Consider the following 22,237-nt stretch of genomic DNA (forward strand, 5'->3'; position numbering starts at 1 on the left):
AACACGTGGAGTAGGAGCTCTCGAATGTCTAATCTCATTGCACGTTTCGTGAAGGACGAATCCGGCGCGACCGCTATCGAATATGGTCTGATCGCCGCTCTCATCGCACTCGCCATCATCACCGGCGCTGGCGCGCTCGGCAATGCCATCAACGCCAAGTTCACCTCGATCGGAACCACCCTGAACTCCAGCGGCAGCTGATCGGCTTATTGCTGAACGTTCAGATCGTGTTCTGGACAGGGGCCGCCAAGTGGTGGCCCCTGTTTTGCGTTGCGTGTTCATGTCGCGGCTGACGACGGTCGTGTTTGCATTGCGGGCCTCGTCAATTGCAGGCCTCATCAATCGTTAATCGATCCATTCTAGATTGAGCCCCTGGACAATAGGCATAGCGCCGATGCTTGAAGCCCTGATCTTCGTCGTATTTCCGTTCTGCATGCTGTTTGCCGCGATCTCCGACATGCTGTCGATGACGATCGCCAATCGCGTGCCGGTGCTGCTTGTCGTCGTCTTCGCGCTGGTTGCGCCGCTGACGGGCATGGAATGGGCAGCCTTCGGTTGGCATTTCGCCGCCGGGGCCGTGGTTCTGGCCGTGACGTTCGGTTTGTTCGCGATGGGTGGCATGGGTGGAGGCGACGCCAAACTGCTGGCCGCTACGGCCGTGTGGATGGGGCTCAACGTGCATCTCGTTGAATACCTTGTCGTCTCGACATTCATTGGCGGCCTCTTGACGCTCGCCATCCTGCTTTACCGGAAGTCGCCGCTGGCGGTATTTACCGGCCGCAATCCATTCCTGCGCCACTTTGCGGAAGAGTCAGCGGGGGTTCCTTATGGGATCGCGCTCGGCCTGGGCGGATTGCTGACCTATCCGGATTCGCCTTTGATGGTGTGGGCGCTGGCAAGGCTGGCCGGCTGAACACGATCTAATTTCCCCATTCCCTACCGCGTTGTCCGACCTGGCTTTGAAGGAAACCGGCCGATACTTGCACGCATGGCGACGCAATCCGTCTAATTTATGTAAACCTTAAATTAATCACGATCGTAAGCATTACATTAACCTTGTTTTGACGATTGCCGCTGCAAAGTCCGGCTTGGCTAGGTTTGCCAAGGCGAGGTTCGGACAAAATGCCAGCATCCCGACTGATTATTCTAAGCGTGGCGGTGGCCGCGGCGGGTGGCGCTGGTTATGTCGCGAAAAACATGGTCGCTGCGCCGCCGCCCCAGATCATCGTCGAATCCGGTCCCAAGGCCCCTGCCGTATCTCTGCAGGATGTGCTTGTGCTGTCGGGCGATGTCGCGATGGGCAGCGCGCTCGGGAACAATATCACCTGGCAATCCTGGCCGGCTGACGGCATCAACGCCAATTTCATCACCAAGGCCACCGCCCCCGACGCCCTCGAGAAACTGAAAGGGTCGATAGCCCGCGTGACGATGTACGCGGGCGAGCCCGTGCGGCGTTCCAAGCTGATCGGCGAGGGGCAGAGCTTCATGTCGTCGATCCTGCCTTCCGGGATGCGGGCGGTCGCCACGACCATATCGGCTGACACTTCGGCTGGCGGCTTCATCCTTCCAAACGATTTCGTCGACGTGATCATGACCCGCAAAGCGGATGCCAGCAGCGGCAGCACCGGGTTCAACACCGAAACCATCCTCAAGAACATCCGCGTCCTGGCAATCGACCAGACCATCCAGGAGGACGAAGAAGGCAAGAAGACCAGGGTGGGCCAGACCGCCACGCTGGAGCTGACCCCCCGGCAGGCGGAAATCATCACCGTTGCCCAGCAGATGGCCGATCGCCTGACCCTGGCGCTGCGGTCGATCACGGACACCCAGGAGAAGAATCCGGGCGAGGCCGACTATCTCGTTTCTGGCAATGGCCGCAGAGGAACGGTGAGGCTGATCAAGTCGGGTGAAGTTTCCGAAGTAGGGGCAAGGAAATGAGGCTAAGCGGTAAACTGCCGGCAATCATAGCTGCGGCATTCGGCCTGCTGCTCGTCGGAACGAATGTTCAGGGCGTCGTCGAGGCGAAGAGTACGCGGGTATCGGCTACGACGGCCGCCCAGCGCGTGAAGCTTGGCCTCAACAAATCGGTCGTCATCGACCTGCCGAGCGATGCCTATGACATCCTTGTCGCCAACCCGACAGTTGCCGATGCCGTAACCCGGACCGCGAGGCGGATCTACCTGTTCGGCAAGGCGGTCGGCGAGACCAACATCTTCGTCTTCGGTCCGAATGGCGAACAGATCGCCAGCCTGGACCTGGCGGTCGAACGCGACGTCGCCGGGCTGGAGGACTACATCAAGCGCTTCCTTCCTACTTCGGCCATCAAGGTGGAATTGCTGAATGACAACGTCATCTTGACCGGGACGGTCGACACGCCGCTGGACGCCAAACGGGCGGTCGACCTGGCGACGATCTTCGTCTCGGGCGGTGAAGCGACGACAGGACAGTATTCGCAGACCGCGGCCGGCGGCTCGGCCCAGAGCGGTGTCGACATCAACAACCCGGACCAGGAGCGCCGTACCTCGAAGATCGTCAATCTCTTGCAGATCATCGGTGACGACCAGGTCACGCTGAAGGTGACGGTCGCCGAAGTGAGCCGGTCCGTGATGAAGCAGCTCGGCGTCAATATGGTCGGCAGCGGCGGCAGCAACGGCATCAGCTACGGCGCGCTCAGTGATCCTTTCGCCGGTCTCGGCAAGCCGCTATCGAACGCGGGCTTCAATATCAGCACGTCGGGGCTGCAAGCCTATATCAACGCGATGGAGCAGTCCGGGGTCATGAAGACCCTGGCCGAGCCGACCTTGACCGCCGTGTCCGGGGAGAAGGCGACCTTCAAGGTCGGCGGCGAATACAACATGGTGAGCGGGGTCAGCGCCAACGTATCCACCGACAATCAGACCGGTCTGAAGACCTATACCGTCGATAAGATCGAGTATGGCATCGGCCTGGAGTTCCAGCCGGTGGTTCTGTCGCCCGGTCGCATAAGCCTGAAAGTCAGAACCTCAGTTTCCGAACCGACAACCGAGGGGTCCGTATCGTCATCCACGGACAATAGGAGTATCGGCATGAATGCCTTGTCACTGCGCAAGCGTCTTGCGGATACGACCGTTGAACTGCCCTCGGGCGGCTCCATGATGATCGCCGGCCTGGTTCGCGACGACGTCAGGCAAGCCGTCACTGGGTTGCCTGGACTGACAAAGATCCCGGTGCTCGGCGCGCTTTTCCGCAGCAGGGACTTCGTGCGCAACGAGACCGAGCTCGTCATCATCATCACGCCCTATCTGGCACGGCCGGTTGCACGCAACGAGCTCGCCAAGCCGGACGACAATTTCAACGCGGCCAGCGATGGTGCCGCTATGTTCCTTGGCAAGGTCAATCGCGTCTACGGCACCATGCAGACCGACAGGCCCAACGGCCGCTATCACGGCGTTGTCGGCTTCATCTACAAGTGAATGAGGAAGCGGACATGTCTCAGTCAGCGTTGAAGACAACGACCACCAAGACGACGAGCACCAGCCGTTCGCGCCTGCGGGTCCTCCCGTTCCTGGCAGTTGCGGCGACGGCCTTGCTGGCCGGTTGCGCCCAGCGCGACAGCGTCACTGTCGGTGCCATTCCGGATGACTATCGCACCAACCATCCGATCGTCATCGCGGAGAAGAATCAAAAGATCGACCTTGCCGTCGGCGCTGGCGACCGCGGCATGACCGGTTCGCAGCGCGATACGCTTCTGGGTTTCCTCGACGGCTATGACAAGAGTGCCGCACCGACGCTGACGATCCAGATTCCCCGCGGATCGGCCAACGAGGTTGCCGCGACGGCGGCCGGTCGTGATTTCGCCAGGCTCGCGATCGCCAGTGGCGTCAAGCGCAACCGGATCGTCGTGGTCGCCTACCAGGCCGGATCGAGCGAAATATCCGCTCCGGTTCGCGTCGCCTATATCTCGGTAAAAGCCCAGACCGACAAATGCGGACGCTGGCCCGATGACCTGGTCGAGACGTCGGAAAACAAGCACTACGCCGACTTCGGTTGCTCCTACCAGAACAATCTCGCCGCTCAGATGGCCAACCCGGCCGACCTGATTGGTCCGCGCAAGCAGACCACAATCGACGCGGAAAATCGTGGCGCGGTGATCGACGTCTATCGCAACAGGGGCATTTCGGGTGAATTCCTCGGCAATTCGGAAGTGACCTACTGAGCCGCCCTTGGGAAAAAGAAGCCAGCGAAAGAACGGGCCACGGAAAGAGCATGACCATGAGCAACCTTGCCTATGACGCCACCGTGGACGGCGGCGATATCTCGCCGCAGGACATCGCCGCGATGCAGGCGTTGCGGCCGGTTCCGCGCATCTCGATTCAGGCATTCTGCGAGACGGAGGGCGTTGCCAATCCGGTCGAGCGTGCCGGCGAGGATCGCCGCATGGCCAAGGCACATCTGAAGGTCCATATGGGCGGCATTCCCACCGCCATTGAATTCTATCAGTCGGCGCCCACGCCGAACCTGATCCTGCTGGAGTCGCGCAGCGAACCCAAGCAACTGCTGGAACAGCTCGCCCAGCTTTCGGAATACTGCGACCCGACCTCGAAAGTGGTGGTGATCGGTCATTACAACGACGTCGGTCTCTATCGTGAGCTCATCCGGTCCGGCATCTCGGAATATGTCATCGCGCCGGTGTCAATGGCCGATATCGTCAGTGTCGTCTCGTCGATCTTCGTCGATCCGGAGGCCGAGCCGCTCGGCCGCTCGATTGCCTTTGTCGGCGCCAAGGGTGGCGTCGGCTCGTCCACGATCGCCCATAACGTGGCCTGGGCAATGTCTTCGCTGTTCAAATCCGAGGTCGTCGTTGCCGACCTCGACCTCGCCTTCGGCACGGCCAACATCAATTTCGATCAGGATCCGGCACAGGGCATCGCCGAAGCGGTGTTCTCGCCCGAACGCATCGATGAGGTCTATCTGGATAGGCTGCTGACCCAGTGCGCCGAACACCTGTCGCTGCTCGCGGCGCCCTCGACGCTGGAACGCGTCTACGACTTCGACCCCGATGCCTTTGCTCAGCTTGTCGATACCGCGCTCCGCAGCGTGCCGCTCCTGGTGCTGGACGTTCCCCATGTCTGGACCGGCTGGGCCAAGAACACGCTGGTCAAGGCCGACGAGATCGTCATCACGGCGACGCCGGAATTGGCCAATCTGCGCAACACCAAGAACCTGCTCGACATGCTCAAGCGGCTGCGCCCCAACGACCCTCCGCCGAAACTGATCATCAATCAGGCCGGTGTTCCCAAGCGTCCGGAGATTTCGCCGTCCGATTTCGCCGAGCCGCTCGGCCTCACGCCGATGTCGGTCATCGGCTTTGATCCGGTGCTGTTCGGCAATGCAGCCAATAACGGGCGTATGCTCGGCGAGATGGATGCCAAGAACCAGATCGTCGCCACCATCAACGAGATTGCCCATGTGCTGACGGGGCGCAGCGAAATCAGGACGAAAAAGAAGGCTGGCCTCGGTAGCCTCCTCGGCAAGCTCTCGCGCGACAAGAAGTGACGCTTTTGGGACCGGTAGTCGATCATGTTTGGTAAAAGAGGCAACGACGACGGCAACCGGTTCAAGCCGGAATTCCGCCAGCCGGCACCGGCGCCGGTCACGCCGGCGGCCGCGGGTTCGGCGGACACGGCGGTGCTTGCCCGGCCCGCGGCGGCGCCTCCGCCGAGCGCCCCTGTCGCGCCGCCGGCCCGCCGCGCGGTCGATGCGCCGCCCATCGCGCCAGAGCAGAAGCGAGGCCCGCGCGAAAAGAGCGAAACCTACTACGACACCAAGAGCCAGGTTTTCTCGGCCCTCATCGACACGATCGACCTGTCGCAGCTCGCCAAGCTTGACCCCGAAAGCGCGCGCGAGGAAATCCGCGACATCGTCAACGACATCATCGCGATCAAGAATTTCGCGATGTCGATCGCCGAGCAGGAGGAACTGCTCGAGGACATCTGCAACGACGTGCTTGGCTATGGGCCGCTCGAGCCGCTGCTCGCCCGCGACGACATCGCCGACATCATGGTCAACGGGTCCAAGAACGTCTACATAGAAGTCAATGGCAAGGTCGAACAGACCAGCATCCGCTTTCGCGACAACCAGCAGCTTCTCAACATCTGCCAGCGCATCGTCAGCCAGGTCGGCCGCCGTGTCGATGAATCCAGCCCGATCTGCGACGCCCGTCTTCCCGACGGCTCCCGCGTGAATGTCATCGCACCGCCGCTTGCCATCGATGGCACCGCGCTCACAATCCGCAAATTCAAGAAAGACAAGCTGACGCTCGATCAGCTGGTGAAGTTCGGTGCCATTTCGCCGCAAGGCGCCGAAGTTCTCAAGATCATCGGCCGCGTCCGCTGCAACATCGTCATTTCGGGCGGCACCGGCTCCGGCAAGACGACACTGCTCAACTGCCTGACCAACTACATCGACCGCGAGGAGCGCGTCATCACCTGCGAGGACTCGGCCGAACTGCAACTCCAGCAGCCGCATGTCGTGCGCCTGGAAACCCGTCCGCCCAATCTCGAAGGCGAGGGCGAGGTGACGATGCGCGACCTGGTCAAGAACTGCCTGCGCATGCGGCCGGAGCGCATCATCGTCGGCGAAGTGCGCGGACCCGAAGTGTTCGACCTGCTGCAGGCCATGAACACCGGTCATGACGGCTCGATGGGAACGATCCACTCGAACAGCCCGCGCGAATGCCTGAACCGTATCGAATCCATGATCGCCATGGGCGGTTATTCGCTGCCGCAGAAAACCGTGCGCGAAATCGTCGTCGGCTCGATCGACGTGATCATCCAGGCGGCGCGTCTGCGCGATGGGTCGCGGCGCATCACCCACATCACCGAAGTGATCGGGATGGAAGGCGACGTCATCATCACCCAGGACATCGTTCTCTACAACATCAAGGGCGAGGACGCCAACGGCAGGCTGCTGGGCGAGCACGTCTCGACCGGCATCGGCCGCCCGCATTTCTGGGATCGGGCGCGATACTACGGCGAGGAGCAGCGTCTCGCCAATGCGCTCGAGGCCATGGAGAAACGTGCTGACTGACGCATCCGCAGGCGTGAAGGTTCTGGTCGATGTTTGGAATTGACGGCACCGTATTGGCGTTTGTCGTGCTCGCCGGCTTCAGCGCCGGCGCGGTCGCCTATGCATTCCTGTTCAAACGGATCAGCAACGAGAAACAGGCCGGCAAGCGGCTGGAAACGATCAAGGCCGCCGAGACCGACCGCTCCATCGTCAAGGCCACACGCGACCGCGCGACGGATGCGGCCAAGCGCCGTAAATCCGTGCAGGATTCGCTGAAGGAGCTCGACGAGAAGCAAAAATTCAAGGACAACGCCGTCAAGAAGCCGCCGCTCAAGGTGCAGATTCGGCAGGCCGGCATGAAGGTTACGATCGAGCGTTTCTATATCTATTCCGTGATATGCGGCCTCGCGCTGACCATTGTCGCTTTCATGCTTGGAGCGCCGCTGCTGGTCCTGCCCGGTGTGCTGATGGCTGGTGCGTTCGGCCTGCCGCGTTGGTTCGTCTCGTTTCGCCGTGCGCGCCGGGTCAAGGCATTCCTCAACGAATTTCCGAACGCGCTCGACATCATCGTGCGCGCGGTCAAGTCGGGCCTGCCGCTGAACGATGCCATACGCCTGATCGCCAACGAATCCCCCGAGCCTGTGAAGGCAGAGTTTCGCCGTATCGTCGATTCACAGCAGATGGGCCTGTCGATCCCCGATGCGACCTTGCGCATGCCCGAAACCATGCCATGCACCGAGGCGGGTTTCTTCGGAATCGTGATCCAGATACAGTCACAGGCCGGCGGCAATCTCTCCGAAGCTCTGGGCAATCTTTCGCGCGTGCTGCGCGATCGCAAGAAGATGAAGGCCAAGGTCCAGGCGCTGTCCATGGAGGCGAAGGCTTCCGCCGCGATCATCGGCGCACTGCCTTTCATCGTCTCCTTTCTCGTCTATCTCTCCAGCCCCAACTACCTGATGCCGCTGTTCACCACCAGCATTGGCAATCTGATCCTCGGCGTTTCCGGCGTCTGGATGTCGATTGGCATCTTCGTGATGCGCAAGATGATGAATTTTGAAGTCTAGGGCCGCGGCATGAGCGAACAAGTCGTCAAGTCACTGACGGATCCCAGCCTTCTGATCGCGCTGCTGGTCGGCATCGCCGTGTTCGCGACCGTGTTTACGCTGCTGCCGGCCTTGGGCGGAAACCAGCTCAAGGCGCGCATGAAATCGGTGGCGCTGGAGCGCGATGAGCTTCGCGCCAAGCAGCGCGCGCGGCTTGCGAGCGAGGCCGATCGCCGCCGCAAGGGCCTGCGCGAGCAACAGTCGATCGGCATGCGCAACATTGTCGACCGGCTCGATCTGCGGCGCGCTTTGGCCGACGAAAGCACCTTGCAGAAGCTCAAGGTCGCCGGCTTTCGTGGGCAGAATCCGCTGACGCGGTTTCTTTTCTTCCGTCTCGTGCTCCCTTTCGTCGGCTTCGCGCTGGCTCTGGTCTACATGTTCATACTCGGGGGATTGCCGGACAAGCCATTGGTCGTCCGGCTGTTCGTCTGCGTGCTCGTTGCCTATGGCGGCTTCTACACACCAGTGCTCTACGTCAACAACCGCGCCACCAAGCGCAAGCAGTCGATCCAGTTGGCATGGCCTGATGCGCTCGACCTTATGCTGATCTGCGTGGAATCAGGCATGTCGGTGGAAGCAGCGCTGCGCAAGGTGGCCGACGAGATCGGCGCGCAGTCGGTGCCGCTGGCGGAAGAGTTCATCCTGACCAACGCCGAGCTTTCCTACCTGCAGGAACGCAAGCAGGCCTACGAGAATCTCGCAAGCCGGACCGGCCTGGAATCGGTCAAGTCTGTGTCGCAGGCGCTCGTCCAGGCCGAGCGCTACGGCACGCCGGTGGCGCACGCGCTGCGCGTGCTTGCTGCTGAAAGCCGCGACATGCGCATGAATGCCGCCGAGAAGAAGGCCGCGGCCTTGCCGCCCAAGCTCACCGTGCCGATGATCCTGTTCTTCCTGCCGGTGCTTTTCGCCATCATCCTGGGCCCTGCCGGCATCCAGGTCAGCCAGCGCGGCATCTTCGGGGATCAGCACAAGTCCAGTAGCCAGTGACGTATCCGCTTGGACAAGGAAGATGGCCGCGCGGCGTGCAGCGCGGCGATCTTCCTGTCCAGCATGGTTCGGTGATTGGCCGCCGCGTACTTGCAGCGCCGCCCTTGTCGTCATGGGACTTGCGCAAAGCAAAGAGATGAGGCGGCTCGGCGTTTCCGTGAAAACGATGAACCGTTGAGCAATTCTAGATCTAGTCACCTGAATCTGAAGTTCGGTTCATTGTCTTCTGGCAGAAGCGCTTGACCGACGCGAGGATTTGGTCGGCGGATTTGACCCATTTGTATGGGGTCGGGTTCTCGTTGTGGGTTTCGATGAAGGCGTCGATATCAGCTTCCAGTTCTGCGGTGGAACGGTGTACGCCGCGCTGCAACTGCTTTCGCGTCAGCTCTGCGAACCACCGCTCGACCTGATTGATCCAGGATGCCGACGTTGGCGTGAAGTGAACATGCCAGTGTGGACGGCGCGCGAGCCAAGCCTTGATCCTCGGCGTCTTGTGGGTCGCATAGTTGTCCATCACCAGATGCACGTCCGGGCCATTGGGCATTTCGGTGTCGATCCGCTTCAGGAAGTCGAGGAATTCGGTGGCCCGGTGACGCTTGTAGCAATGACCTATCACCGCCCCAGTGGCAACATCGAGCGCGGCGAACAGAGAAGTCGTGCCGTTGCGAACATAAGTATGAGTACGCCGTTCGGCGACGCCCGGTGCCATAGGCAGAACCGGCTGCTCGCGATCCAATGCCTGGATTTGCGATTTCTCATCCACGCATAGCACGATCGCCCGGTCCGGTGGTGACATATAGAGGCCGACGATGTCCTGCACCTTATCAACGAAGAGCGGATCGGAGGAAAGCTTGAATGTCTCGGTACGATGCGGCTGCAGGCCAAACGCGGTCCAGATCCGACGGATGGTGGTATGAGAAAGGCCGCGGTCGGCTGCCATCGAACGGATGGACCAGTGCGTGGCATCCTTGGGAGTGGTGTTCAACGTACGCTCGACGACCTGAGCAACCTGGGCATCGGAGACAGTTCGCGGTCGACCGGTACGATATTCATCTGTCAGCCCTTCAATACCATCCTGTACGAACCGACGGCGCCACTTGCCAACCGTGTGCTCGTGAACACCCAGGCGTTCGGCAACGTCTTTGCTTTGCAAACCCTGCGCGCACAGCAAGACCATCCGGCATCGATCCGACAAGGAGCGCGGCGCCTTATGCCGGCGCACCTGAGATTCGAGGAAACCTCTATCCGCGTCGCTTAGAACGACAAGGTCCGCCTGCCTGCCAGCCATGAATCAAACTCCTGCTCTTGTGACAGAAGCCAAACAAAATGAAGCTTACTTTTGTTCCAGGGGACTAGTTGGTCGCGGCTTTCGCCTTGTCCTGATCCTTGAGCTGGCTCCAGGCATTCTGCTGGGCCAGCATCTGCCTGAGATAGGCGACATTGGCCTGCGCCTGTTCGGGCGAGAGTTCCTGCGAGGCGATCTTCTCGGCTTCGTCGAAACGGCCTTGCAGGCCCACGACCAACGCCAGGTTCTGGCGCACACGGCTGTCGGCATTAGGCTGCTGGGCGGCCGAACGCATATAGGTCTCGGCGGTGCGCAGATCCCCTTCCAGCACGTAGGACATGCCGAGATTGGAGAGAACCGAGGGTTCGTTCGGCTTGAGTTCGAGGGCCTTGCGGTAAAGCTGGCGCGCCTCGTCCTTCTGGCCGATCTGATCGAGGATGGCCGCCTCCGCCGACACCAGCTTCCAGTCGGGATACTCGGGCGTCTGTGCGCGACGCACGGCGTCGAGCGCCGCCTCGAACTGACCATTGGCGGCGAGCGCCTTGCCATAGGCGGCGAGCACGTCGCGGTCCTTGGGGTAGGCGATCGCCAGCTTGCGCATCACGGCAAGCGACTGGTCGGCATCGCCGTCCATCTGCAGCGCGGCCGCGAAGTTGGTCGCTATACGCTTGTCGTTGGGGTTTCTGGCGTAGGACTGGCCAAGTGCGGCGGTGGCATTATGCAATTCTCCAGCCGACATGGACTCCAGCGGCTTGCCACTGGTGCGGCTGATCGAGCCAGTCGTGAGCTTGCTGGTTCCGCAACCGGCGACGCCCGCCGCGAGCGCCAGCATGAGGGCGGTGGTGACAAGCCGTTTTGCCCTTGCATTCACTGTGCGGTTGGTCGGCATCGGCACCTAAGCCTCCATTCATACGCGTAGCCATCGCGTGGCCATCTTCCCTCCCGCAGAAATATTCTGTTAACCCTAACGGAGAGTTAAAAACCGCCGACTCGGGGCCTGAGCTCGGCATGGGAGAAGATCGAATGCCTGTTGAACTCGTCGAGAAGAAACTGGATGGCGCGTTGCCGGTGCATCTGGTCGCTCGTGATGGCCTGGAAGCCGCGGGCCTTGCGCCATCCGCGATTGCCTGGGCCAGGGCTAATGGATTTTCGGGTGAAGCAGGCAGGACGCTGGCCGTGCCCGGCGAAAACGGCGCACTTGCCGGCGCCTTGTTCGGTGTTGGCGATGGAGAGGGCGCGCTCGCTCTCGGCGCGCTGTCGAAGACCCTGCCGGAGGGGGACTGGCATTTCGCCTCGGCGCCCGCCGAGCCGGAACTCGCGGCAATCGCGTTGGCGCTCGGCGGTTATGTTTTTGCCCGCTACGGCAAGAAACCGGGCAAGGCGCTGCGCTTTGACGTGCCGGCCGGTGTCGACGCGGCTCGCGTGCGCCGCACCGCCGACGGCGTCTTCCTGACGCGCGACCTGGTCAACACGCCGACCAGCGACATGGGACCGGACGACTTGGAGAAGGCGGTGCGGACCCTGGCCGGGACCCACAAGGCCGAAGTCTCGGTCATCAAGGGCGACGACCTGCTCGCGCGGAATTTCCCGATGATCCATGCCGTCGGCCGTGCCTCGACCGGCGCGCCGCGTCTGATCGACATGACATGGGGGCAACTGGGTGCGCCGAAGGTGACGCTGGTTGGTAAAGGCGTCTGTTTTGACACCGGCGGCCTCGATATCAAGCCGTCCTCCGGCATGCTGCTGATGAAGAAGGACATGGGCGGTGCGGCTAATGTCCTTGGGCTGGCCTCGATGATCATGGCTGCCGGGCTGAACGTGCGGCTTCGGGTCCTGATCCCCGCGGTCGAGAATTCGATCGCCGGCAATGCCTTCAGGCCGGGCGACGTGCTGGCGAGCCGCAAGGGCATCACGGTCGAGATCGGCAACACCGACGCGGAAGGGAGGCTCGTGCTGGGGGACGCGCTGGCGCTGGCCGACGACGAAGAGCCGCAGCTCCTGGTCGACATGGCGACGCTGACCGGAGCCGCCCGTGTCGCGCTCGGCCCCGACCTGCCGCCCTTCTACACAGGTGACGAGGCGCTGGCCTCGGAGCTCGCGGCGGCATCGCTGGCCGTCGAGGATCCATTGTGGCGCATGCCGCTGTGGCGACCTTACGATGCGAAACTGTCGTCGAAGGTCGCCGACATCAACAATGTCACCACCGACGGTTTCGCCGGTTCGATCACGGCGGCGTTGTTCCTCAAGCGCTTTGTCGAGAAGACGGCGAACTGGGTGCATTTCGACATCTTCGCCTGGAACCCAGCCGATCGTGCATACGGTCCCGCCGGGGGCGAGGCGCAAGGCATCCGCGCCCTCGAGCGGGTCATCTCGGCACGATTTGGCTGATTCGGCGGCTGCGGGCAGAGCCGGCAAATTGCTGAAACTGAAACGGAACCGAAACAATTTGCCGTCATGCTGGGCGGATGTCGATTGCGATGCGCCCCAGCCAGGCCTTGCGACTGTGGCAGCAGGTGATGCTGTCGCAGGTGCGCGAAGACGCGCCCGACCTGACCATGCGCCAGACGGCGATCCTGTTCACCATCTATCTCGATCCGCCGCCGCATACGGTGCGCGGGCTCGCCGCGCGCCTCAACGTCACCAAGCCGGTCATCACGCGCGCGCTCGACACGATGGGGGCGCTGAAGCTGGTGTCGCGCCATCGCGACGAACTCGACAAGCGCAATGTGCTGATCAAGCGCACGGTCGAGGGCGCGCTCTTTGTCGAGCGCTTCGGCGATGGTATCATCGCCAGGGCTCAGGAACTGCCGATCTGACCGTATTGCCCGTACAACAGGGTTGCCGATTTTGACCGCTCACGATGCACGCCTTCATGCCTTCCGTTCCGATCTCGCCGATGCGAGGCTGAAAGGAGAGGTCGTTGCCGACCGCTTCGTGGCCGGCCGGCCGGCGCGGATTTCGGTTCCTGTGGCCGATATCCGCAAGGCGCCGCGTCAGGATGCTGGCGTCAACACGCAAGCCCTTTTTGGCGACGATGTGCTGGTTTTTGAGGATGCCGAAGGCTGGGCCTGGATTCAGGCCGAACGCGACGGCTATGTCGGCTATGTCGCCCAAACCATGCTGGGCGGACGAGACCATGTACCCACCCATATCGTCTCGGTCCCGCGCACTTTCCTCTATCCCGGCCCGGACCTGCGCTTTCCGGTCGCGGGCCAATTGTCGATGGGATCGACGGTGACGGTGACCGGTGCCGCCGAGACGCGCGGCACGCACTATGCCGTCCTGCCCTCCGGCGAGACGATCATCGCGGGACACCTGCGGCCGATCACCGAAGTCGCCCCCGACTATGTCGCGGTTGCCGAGACGTTTATCGGCACCCCTTATCTCTGGGGTGGTGTTTCCGGCTTCGGCATCGACTGTTCGGGCCTGGTGCAACTGTCGATGCGCATGACCGGCAGCAATGTGCTGCGTGATTCAGACATGCAGGCCGCAAGCATCGGCGAGCCGCTCGATCCGGGTCCGGACGATGCCGGACTGCGCCGGGGCGACCTCGTCTTCTGGAAAGGCCATGTCGCCATCATGACCGATGCCGAGACCATGATCCACGCCAATGGCCACACCATGCTGGTCTCGCGCGAAGGGTTGAAGGACGCCGTCGCCCGCATCGGCTATCTCTACGGCGGTCCGACGGGGTTTAGACGGCCATAGGTTTCCTTCCATCTCCCCGTTTCACGGGGAGAAGGTGCCCGAAGGGCGGATGAGGGGCGGCGCGAACCTCGGACCCGTTGGCGCTGCCCTCACCTGCCTGCCGGCATTCTCTCCCATAAACGGGGCGAGGGCGCTTTCCCCGAACATTTCGCCAATCTCTTATGGCGAAGTAGATAGCGCGATCCCCTTTTGTTCCGATTCTGCTTGGCGATCGCGCGCGCTCGCGCTACCTCTGGCACGTGACAGAGCAGCCGCGCCTTGCAGACCAGAATGCCGCCATTGCCCTGCCCGAGCCATTCGTAAAATGGTTCGGCAAGAAGGGCTGGTCGCCGCGCGCCCATCAGATCGAATTGTTGGCGAAGGCTCAAGCCGGGCAATCGGTGCTGCTGATCGCACCGACTGGCGCCGGCAAGACGCTGGCAGGCTTCCTGCCGTCGCTGACCGAACTGGCCGTCCGGCCGAGGCGAAAACCAGGGCACGCGCATCGCGGCATCCATACGCTCTACATTTCGCCGCTGAAGGCGCTGGCCGTCGACATCGAGCGCAATCTCGGCAAGCCGGTGGAAGAGATCGGGCTGCCCGTCACTATCGAGACGCGCACCGGCGACACGCCTTCCCACAAGCGCCAGCGGCAGAAACTCGTACCGCCCGACATCCTGCTCACCACGCCAGAGCAACTGGCGCTGCTGATCGCGGCTCCCGATGCCAGGCGCTTCTTCGAGGATCTGCGCTATGTCGTGCTCGACGAACTGCATTCGCTGGTGACCTCCAAGCGGGGCCATCTCCTGGCACTCGGCCTGGCGCGGCTGCGCAGCTTTGTTCCTGGCCTGCAGACGATCGGCCTTTCGGCGACGGTCGCCGAACCGGATGAGTTACGGCGCTGGCTGGTCAGCCAGAACCCACCCAGCGAAATGGCCGAATTGATCGTCGTCACCGGCGGTGCGAAGCCCGAAATATCGATCCTCGATTCGGAAGAGCACGTGCCCTGGGCCGGACATTCGGCTCGTTATGCTACGCCGGAAATCTACCGCGAAATCAAGCGCCACAAGACGACCTTGCTATTCGTCAACACGCGCAGCCAAGCGGAGCTGCTGTTCCAGGAATTGTGGCGCGTCAACGAAGACACGTTGCCGATTGCGCTCCACCACGGCTCGCTCGACGTCGCACAGCGCCGGCGCGTCGAAAAGGCAATGGGTGAGAATGCGTTGCGCGCCATCGTCGCCACCTCGACGTTGGACCTTGGCATCGACTGGGGCGATGTCGACCTGGTCGTGCATGTCGGCGCGCCGAAAGGAGCAAGCCGCCTGGCGCAGCGCATCGGCCGCGCCAATCACCGCATGGACGAACCCTCGAAGGCAATCCTCATCCCAGCCAATCGCTTCGAGGTGCTGGAGTGCCGGGCAGCGCTGGACGCCAACTATCTTGGCGCGCAAGACACGCCGCCGCTGGTCAATGGTGGGCTCGATGTGCTGGCACAGCATGTGCTGGGCTGTGCCTGTGGCGCACCGTTCAGTGCCGATGCGCTGTTCGAGGAGATCCGGACAGCCGCGCCCTATGCCTGTCTCGATCGGCCGACATTCGACCGCGTCATCGATTTCGTCGCCACCGGCGGCTATGCGCTGAAAAACTACGAGCGCTACGCCCGCATCCGCCTGAACAAGGACGGATTATGGCGGGTCTCCAACCCGCGCGTTGCCCAGCAATACAGGCTGAATGTCGGCACCATCATCGAGGTGCCTGCGCTCAATGTGAGGTACGTCCAGGCCGGCAGCAAGGGCTCGGCGTCGCGCGGCGGTCGGGTTCTGGGCAAGATCGAGGAGACCTTCCTCGAAACGCTGACCCACGGCGATACTTTCATGTTTGCCGGCAAAGTTCTTCGTTTCGAAGGCATCCGCGAAAGCGAATGTTTCGTGTCGAACGCGCCCGGCAGCGATGCCAAGGTGCCTTATTATGGCGGCGGCAAGTTTCCGCTTTCGACATACCTTGCCGAACAGGTCCGCGTCATGCTGGACGATCCGCAGCGGTGGAAGCAATTGCCGGAGCAGGTGGCGGACTGGTTGCGATTTCAGGCCGACAAATCGGTTCTGCCCAAGCGCGATGACCTGCTGATTGAGACCTTCCCGCGTGGCAACCGCCACTATCTGGTCGCCTATCCATTCGAGGGCCGGCTCGCTCACCAGACGCTCGGCATGTTGCTCACCCGTCGCCTCGACCGGGCGGGTGCCAGGCCGCTCGGCTTTGTCGCCACCGACTATGCGTTGGCCATATGGTCGCTGGGCGACATGGGCGCGATGTTCAAAGCCCGCAAACCGTCTCTTGGCGCCCTTTTCGATCAGGACATGCTGGGCGACGATCTGGAGGCCTGGCTCGCCGATAGCTGGCTCCTCAAACGCACCTTCCGCAATTGCGCCCTGATTTCAGGATTGATCGAAAAACGGCATCCGGGCCAGGAGAAGAGCGGCCGCCAGGTCACCGTGTCCACCGACCTGATCTATGACGTGCTGCGCAGCCACGAGCCCGACCACATCCTGCTTCAGGCAACGCGCGCCGACGCGGCGGCCGGTTTGCTCGATGTCAGCAGACTTGCCGACATGCTCTCGCGCATCCAGGGTCGAATCATGCATAAGAATCTGGAGCAGATTTCGCCGCTCGCGGTGCCGATCATGCTTGAAATCGGCAAGATGCCTGTGAACGGCGAAGCCGATGAAACGCTTTTGATGGATGCGGCGACACTGGTCGAGGAGGCCATGGGCCCGGGAATGAGTGAGGCATGAATTTTTCGCTGGCGCGCGCATCGCTGATTGCCGAGGCCGACCCTGTCGGCATCGCCGGCGAGCGTGCGGTCTGCGATCCGCGCGGCGTGCTCTATTTTCCAGAGCTAAAACTGCTCGCGGTCTCCGACCTGCATCTGGAAAAGGGGTCATCTCTGGCAAGGCGCGGCACGCTGATCCCGCCTTACGACACAGGCGCGACCTTGCTCAGACTGCAGGCCGTCATATCAGACTATCAGCCGTCGATCGTCATCAGCCTGGGCGACTCCTTTCATGACGGCGGCGGCGCCGAGCGCATGCATGCGAGCTTTCGTGAGCGGCTGGAAGCGCTGATGCGAGGTCGCCAATGGTTCTGGGTCGCCGGCAACCATGATCCGGAAGCGCCCGCCGATCTGCCGGGCGAAACGGTGCGGGAATTGGCCATCGGCTCGCTGCTGTTTCGGCATGAGCCGTCGAAGCTGTGGGTCGAAGGCGAGATCGCGGGCCATTTCCACCCTTGCGCCCGCATCGTGCAGCGCGGGCGCTCAGTGCGCAGGCGCTGCTTCGCCGGCGATGGCGGCCGCATGATTATGCCCGCCTTCGGCGCCTATACTGGTTCGCTCAACGTGCTCGACCGCGCCTATGCCGGGCTGTTCCGCCTGGAATCGCTGATGGTGTATATGCTTGGCACCGACCGCATCTTCGCTATCTCCGGTTCGATGTTGCGCCCCGGCTGAGCTTAACGTCCGTAGTACAAGGTAACCGTGTGCTTCGCTTCGGCGAAGAACAGCCAACGCTCGACCAGCATGCCGACGAATTGGACGATCGCTGCGAGCACTGATAGCGCCACGCCGAAAGACCAAGGCAAGGCGAAGGCGGCGACCAGCAACAGGATGGGCAATGCGAAGGCCAGTGCCTGCGTGATCCGGCGCAGCTTCGCGCTGTGCTTGCGCGCGATGCGAAAGCCCATTTCCTTGAGCAGGTAATTTTCCTCGGTATGCGGCCATTCCAACGTCCGCACCGTGCCGCCGGCAAGCCCCGTCGCGGTGTTGGCGGTGGTCGCGATTTCCAGCCGGTCGTTGTAGCGCCAGGTTGCCAGTTTCCAGATCCAGCCAAGCAGGACGAGCAGCACGGAAGACGCCAGAAAGATTTTCGAACGCAGTGCAAAACCTTGCAACACCGCGTTCAGGAGCACGCTGCCGCTCATCGCCGAGAAGATGAGATAGCCGGGCAAGGTGTAGGGGCTGTGCCACTGGGCGATGGGTTTCAACGAGGCATAGATCATGCCTGTCATACAGACCGTAACGATGGCGCTAGTGGCGGCCAGAAGCCCGACGGCCGCCACCCAGCCGTCGAGGCGGCCAAGAATGACCCAGCCGATGCCGAACAGTCCTGCCGGGATGAAGGTGGCCATGGAGGCAACACCTTCACGCGATAGCCAGGAGCTGCGCCACTGCGAAAAGGCCCGCCAGGCCCGCTCCGGCCGTCCGAGATGGCCGGTTGAGGACAACAGTCCGATCACAATCAGTCCGAGCGCCAGTCCCAGGCCGACCAAGCCCAGCCAGAAATCGTCCGGGATGAACCCAAGCGACGCCAGCACGCCAAGCAGCGCGAGCAGGCCGTAGCCGGCGCCGGTGGCGGTGGTGAAGAAGACGACGGAGAAGGCGGGATGCATGGTCTGGCGAGGCTAGTTCGAAAGCATGCGGTCGACCCAGCCAAGGAACCCGCCCTCAGCCCGTACCGGCTCCAAGGCCGGAGCGGCCACCGATGCAGCGCGCGTTGTGTGGGCGCGCGGCGGCAGGTATTTGTTGGTTGGGCGATAGCCGAGTTCCGGCATCAGGTCGACACCGCCGCGTTCTCTTACCAGCTGCGAAACCGCCGACTGGGGATCGCCGAGATCGCCGAAATGCCGGGCGCTGGTCGGGCAGGCGGCGACGCAGGCCGGCACGCGGTCCTGCTCTGCCAGATTGTCGTTGTAGATGCGATCGACGCAGAGCGTGCATTTCTTCATCACGCCGACATCGGTATCGAACTCACGCGCGCCGTAAGGGCAGGCCCAGCTGCACAATTTGCAGCCGATGCACTTATCCTCGTCGACCAGCACGATGCCGTCCGAGGCCCGCTTGTAGGAGGCACCGGTCGGGCAGACGGTGACGCAGGCCGGCGTCTCGCAATGCAGGCAGGAGCGTGGGAAGTTGACCGTGCGGCCGCCCATTTCGGTGGTGTGCTCGTAGCTATGCACGCGGTTGAACCAGACGCCGTCGACATGGCCGCCATAGGGGTCGATGTCGGTCAGCGGCGCCATGTAGCCACCGGTGTTCCATTCCTTGCAAGCGGTGACGCAGGCCTGGCAGCCGACGCAGGTGTCCAGATCGATGACAAGGCCGAGCCGTTTGTCCGTATGAGAGGGCAGGCAGGTCATTCGGCGGCTTCTCTCTCGTGGCGGAATTCGGCGCCGAAACGGAGCGTGTCGGGCGAAGGCTCGAAATGCGGCGGCTGGTGAAAACGCTCGAATTGCGGCTCGGTGAAACCGGCTTCCTCCGCCGCGCATTTGGCGATGCGCACGCGCAGATCGAACCAGGCCGCCTGGCCGGTCACCGGATCGGAATTCGAATAGCGTCTGCCACTGGCGTCAGCCGATGTCTGGTCGCCGATGATGTGGTTGAGCAGGAAGCCGCGATTGCTCTCGGCGGCATCGTCCTTAAGCCCCCAGCTGCCGCGCCTTTTGCCGATGGCGTTCCAGGTCCAGACCGTGCTTTCGTTCACCCCGTCGATCAGCTTGATCTGCCCTTTGACCCTGCCATTGATGCTTTCGATCCACACCCAGTCGTCGTCGACGAGACCGAGGCTGGCGCCGGTCCGGTGATGCACGAACAGCCGGTTCTGGCTGGTGATCTGCCGTAGCCACGCATTCTGCGAGCCCCAGGAGTGATACATGTGCATGGGCCGCTGCGACAGCGCGTGCAGCGGATATTTTTCGAGATCGACGACTGCTTCCTCGAACGGCATGTACCAGAACGGCAGCGGATCCATGTAGGTCTCGATGCGCTGTCGCTCGGCGGCCTCCGGGGGCTGCACACGCCCGTGGCCGCGCGCGGCCAGCCGAAAGCGCTGCAGCGGTTCGGAATAGAGCTGGAAGACGATTGGCTCCGCCTCGGTGATGAAACCCATCTGGACCGCGAAGTCGAGATAGGAACGGTTGGCCATCTTGTAGTAGCGCTGGTCGTCCGCAAAGTCGTGATGCCAGAAGCCGCCATTGTCGATGTAGCGCTGCAATTGGCTCGGATTGGGCTCGCCCTTGCCGATCGACGTCCCATCCTTGCCGCGCCAGCCGGCGAGTGGGCCGACGCCAGGCGTGCGCTCGTGATTGATGATGTAGTCGGCATAGTCCGCATACCTGGCCGATCCGTCGTCATTGACGAAGCCTGGCAGGCCAAGCCGCGCTCCGAGCTCAATCAGCACCGACTGGAATGGCCGGACGTCGCGGTCCGGCGCGACGACGGGATGGCGGATGGCGTCGCCCGGCCCGTCGGCATGGCTGATCGGCCGGTCGAGCAGGCTGATGCAGTCATGTCGCTCGAGATAAGTGGTGTCGGGCAGCACGAGGTCGGCGAACGGCACGGTTTCGGAATAATAGGCGTCGGAATAGATGAGGAACGGGATCTTGTAGTTGCCGGCTCCATCCTGGTCGGTCAGCATGCGAATCGTCTCGATGGTGTTCATCGAGGAATTCCAGGCCATGTTCGACATGTACATCATCAGCGTGTCGATCGGGTAGGGATCGCCGGCCCACGCATTGCGGATGACGGTGTGCATCAGGCCGTGCGCGGCCAGCGGCGCGTCCCAGGAATAGGCCTTGTCGATGCGAAGCGGCGTACCCGCTTCGTCGACCAGCAGATCTTCGGGCCCGCAGACGAAACCGAGCGGCATGCCGTCGAGCGGCGTCATCGGCTCGACGATCTTGCCAGCGGGCTTCGGGCCCGGCGGCGCCGATTTGGGGTAGGGCGGCTTGAAGCGAAATCCGCCCGGCACATCCACGGTGCCGAGCAGCACCTGCAGCAGGTGGATGGCGCGGCAGGTGTGAAAGCCGTTCGTATGAGCGGAGATGCCGCGCATGGCATGCATGGAAACGGGCCGCCCCTTGATCGTCTGGTGCCGGCGCCCTGCCCAATCAGTCCAGGACACCGGCAGCTCGATCGTCTGCTCGAAGGCGACATGGGCAAGTTCGGCGGCGATCCGGCGGATCGTATCGGCGGGAATGCCGCAACGCTCCGCGACCGCATCCGGCGCATAGCTCTCATCGAGGTAGCGGTCGGCGATCAGCTGGAACACCGGCACGCAGCGGCGGCCGTCGACTTCGAAGCTGCTGGTCAGCGCCGGCTTCGCCTCCGGGTCGATTGCCTTGACGGAGGTTTTCGCCACCCTGTCCCAGGCCAGCGGATTGCCGTCGGCGTCGCGCAAGAACAGTCCGTCATCGGCGGCGTCAGTCTCCTGGATGACCAGCATATGCGCATTGGTGTAGCGCAGGAGATAGTCGAGGTCGACGCGCCCGGCTTTCATGAGTTCATGGATCAGCGCGAAGACGAACAGGCCGTCGGTGCCGGGCCGGATGCCGATCCAGTCGTCGGCAATCGCGTTGTAGCCGGTCCGGCATGGATTGATCGACACAACCTTGGCGCCGCGCGCCTTGAGCTTGCCGAGGCCGATCTTGATCGGGTTGGAATCATGGTCCTCGGCGACCCCGAACAGCATGAAGTATTTGGTGTTGTCCCAGTCGGGCTCGCCGAACTCCCAGAACGAGCCGCCGATCGAATAGAGGCCACCAGCCGCCATGTTGACCGAACAGAAACCGCCATGGGCGGCGAAGTTCGGCGTGCCGAACTGGCTTGCCCACCAGCCGGTCAAGGATTGCGACTGGTCGCGCCCGGAGAAGAAGGCGAGCTTTTTCGGGTCGGTCCGGCGAATGGCCGAGAGCCGCTCCGTCGCGATCGACAAGGCTTCTTCCCACTCGATCTCCCGGAACTCGCCCGAGCCCCGTGGCCCGCTCCGTAGCAGCGGCTTCTTCAGCCGGGCCGGGCTGTAGTGCTGCATGATGCCGGAACTGCCCTTGCCACAGATCACGCCGCGATTGACCGGATGGTCCTTGTTGCCGTTGATGTAGCGGACCTTGCCATCCTTGACGTGCACGTCGATGCCGCAGCGGCAGGCGCACATGTAACAGGTCGTCTTGGCGATGCGGTCGGAAACGCTTGGCGAGGTGTCGACGCCGTCGCCCTCATCGGGTGCTCGCGTGTCGGCAAGCGGCAGTTGCGATGGTGCGGAATTCTGGCCGCGCGGCGGTCCGTGCATCATGGTCC

General features: G+C 62.6%; 19 protein-coding genes. 14 read left to right on the plus strand and 5 right to left on the minus strand.

Annotated elements, in window-relative coordinates:
• Positions 1-24 precede the first annotated feature (24 nt).
• From FJW03_RS28025 to FJW03_RS28065, 9 genes are all read left to right on the plus strand, one after another.
• Positions 25-201, plus strand: a complete 177-nt coding sequence (locus FJW03_RS28025) for a Flp family type IVb pilin (RefSeq protein ID WP_140607708.1) — start codon at positions 25-27, stop codon at positions 199-201.
• A 193-nt stretch (positions 202-394) separates the two neighbouring features.
• Positions 395-913, plus strand: a complete 519-nt coding sequence (locus tag FJW03_RS28030) for a prepilin peptidase (protein WP_140765000.1) — start codon at positions 395-397, stop codon at positions 911-913.
• Between the two features lie 209 nt (positions 914-1,122).
• On the plus strand, positions 1,123-1,938 hold the full coding sequence (gene cpaB, locus FJW03_RS28035; protein WP_140764997.1) for a Flp pilus assembly protein CpaB: 816 nt from the start codon (positions 1,123-1,125) through the stop codon (positions 1,936-1,938).
• Positions 1,935-3,452 (plus strand): type II and III secretion system protein family protein, encoded by a 1,518-nt coding sequence (locus FJW03_RS28040; RefSeq protein ID WP_140764994.1) that lies wholly within the window; start codon positions 1,935-1,937, stop codon positions 3,450-3,452. Before cpaB ends, FJW03_RS28040 begins: the two co-directional genes overlap by 4 nt.
• A 14-nt stretch (positions 3,453-3,466) precedes the next feature.
• Complete coding sequence (locus FJW03_RS28045; RefSeq protein ID WP_140764991.1) at positions 3,467-4,195, plus strand: CpaD family pilus assembly protein; 729 nt, start codon at positions 3,467-3,469, stop codon at positions 4,193-4,195.
• A gap of 50 nt (positions 4,196-4,245) precedes the next feature.
• Entirely contained in the window at positions 4,246-5,535 is a 1,290-nt protein-coding gene (locus FJW03_RS28050) for an AAA family ATPase (protein ID WP_140764988.1), read from the plus strand.
• Positions 5,536-5,559: 24 nt separating this feature from the next.
• The gene (locus FJW03_RS28055) at positions 5,560-7,068 is read left to right on the plus strand and encodes a CpaF family protein (protein WP_140607702.1); all 1,509 of its coding nucleotides are present in this window, start codon (positions 5,560-5,562) and stop codon (positions 7,066-7,068) included.
• A 29-nt stretch (positions 7,069-7,097) separates the two neighbouring features.
• A complete protein-coding gene (locus FJW03_RS28060) occupies positions 7,098-8,111 on the plus strand; it encodes a type II secretion system F family protein (RefSeq protein ID WP_140764985.1) in 1,014 nt (337 codons plus the stop codon).
• A 9-nt stretch (positions 8,112-8,120) separates the two neighbouring features.
• Positions 8,121-9,137, plus strand: a complete 1,017-nt coding sequence (locus FJW03_RS28065) for a type II secretion system F family protein (protein WP_140607700.1) — start codon at positions 8,121-8,123, stop codon at positions 9,135-9,137.
• A 190-nt stretch (positions 9,138-9,327) separates the two neighbouring features.
• Here the strand turns inward: FJW03_RS28065 and FJW03_RS28070 are convergent, their stop codons facing one another.
• Both FJW03_RS28070 and FJW03_RS28075 read right to left on the minus strand, forming a co-directional pair.
• On the minus strand, positions 9,328-10,425 hold the full coding sequence (locus tag FJW03_RS28070) for an IS630 family transposase (RefSeq protein WP_140767530.1): 1,098 nt from the start codon (positions 10,423-10,425) through the stop codon (positions 9,328-9,330).
• Positions 10,426-10,489: 64 nt separating this feature from the next.
• On the minus strand, positions 10,490-11,311 hold the full coding sequence (locus FJW03_RS28075; RefSeq protein ID WP_140765521.1) for a tetratricopeptide repeat protein: 822 nt from the start codon (positions 11,309-11,311) through the stop codon (positions 10,490-10,492).
• 134 nt (positions 11,312-11,445) lie between these two features.
• On the opposite strand from FJW03_RS28075, the gene FJW03_RS28080 reads away from it, so the two are divergent.
• The 5 genes from FJW03_RS28080 to pdeM all read left to right on the plus strand — a co-directional run bounded on the left by FJW03_RS28080 (position 11,446) and on the right by pdeM (position 17,617).
• Positions 11,446-12,810, plus strand: a complete 1,365-nt coding sequence (locus FJW03_RS28080; protein ID WP_140765505.1) for a leucyl aminopeptidase family protein — start codon at positions 11,446-11,448, stop codon at positions 12,808-12,810.
• A 77-nt stretch (positions 12,811-12,887) separates the two neighbouring features.
• A complete protein-coding gene (locus FJW03_RS28085; protein ID WP_140607698.1) occupies positions 12,888-13,238 on the plus strand; it encodes a MarR family winged helix-turn-helix transcriptional regulator in 351 nt (116 codons plus the stop codon).
• 31 nt (positions 13,239-13,269) lie between these two features.
• Positions 13,270-14,130, plus strand: a complete 861-nt coding sequence (locus tag FJW03_RS28090) for an NlpC/P60 family protein (RefSeq protein WP_140765503.1) — start codon at positions 13,270-13,272, stop codon at positions 14,128-14,130.
• A gap of 239 nt (positions 14,131-14,369) precedes the next feature.
• Complete coding sequence (locus tag FJW03_RS28095) at positions 14,370-16,904, plus strand: ligase-associated DNA damage response DEXH box helicase (RefSeq protein WP_140765501.1); 2,535 nt, start codon at positions 14,370-14,372, stop codon at positions 16,902-16,904.
• Positions 16,901-17,617 (plus strand): ligase-associated DNA damage response endonuclease PdeM, encoded by a 717-nt coding sequence (pdeM, locus tag FJW03_RS28100; RefSeq protein WP_140765499.1) that lies wholly within the window; start codon positions 16,901-16,903, stop codon positions 17,615-17,617. Before FJW03_RS28095 ends, pdeM begins: the two co-directional genes overlap by 4 nt.
• Before the next feature lie 2 nt (positions 17,618-17,619).
• On the opposite strand, the gene FJW03_RS28105 is transcribed toward pdeM, so the two are convergent.
• Genes FJW03_RS28105 through FJW03_RS28115 form a run of 3 tightly spaced genes read right to left on the minus strand, consistent with a single transcriptional unit; the run spans position 17,620 to position 22,232 of the window.
• Positions 17,620-18,555 carry a dimethyl sulfoxide reductase anchor subunit family protein gene (locus tag FJW03_RS28105; RefSeq protein WP_140765497.1) on the minus strand — a complete coding sequence of 312 codons (936 nt, stop codon included), beginning with the start codon at positions 18,553-18,555 and terminating at the stop codon, positions 17,620-17,622.
• Positions 18,556-18,567: 12 nt separating this feature from the next.
• A complete protein-coding gene (locus tag FJW03_RS28110; RefSeq protein ID WP_140765495.1) occupies positions 18,568-19,302 on the minus strand; it encodes a 4Fe-4S dicluster domain-containing protein in 735 nt (244 codons plus the stop codon).
• Positions 19,299-22,232: a molybdopterin oxidoreductase family protein gene (locus FJW03_RS28115; RefSeq protein ID WP_181173278.1), complete on the minus strand. Its 2,934-nt coding sequence runs from the start codon at positions 22,230-22,232 to the stop codon at positions 19,299-19,301. Before FJW03_RS28115 ends, FJW03_RS28110 begins: the two co-directional genes overlap by 4 nt.
• Between the last annotated feature and the right edge of the window lie 5 nt (positions 22,233-22,237).

This window comes from Mesorhizobium sp. B4-1-4, assembly GCF_006439395.2.
Lineage (GTDB): Bacteria > Pseudomonadota > Alphaproteobacteria > Rhizobiales > Rhizobiaceae > Mesorhizobium.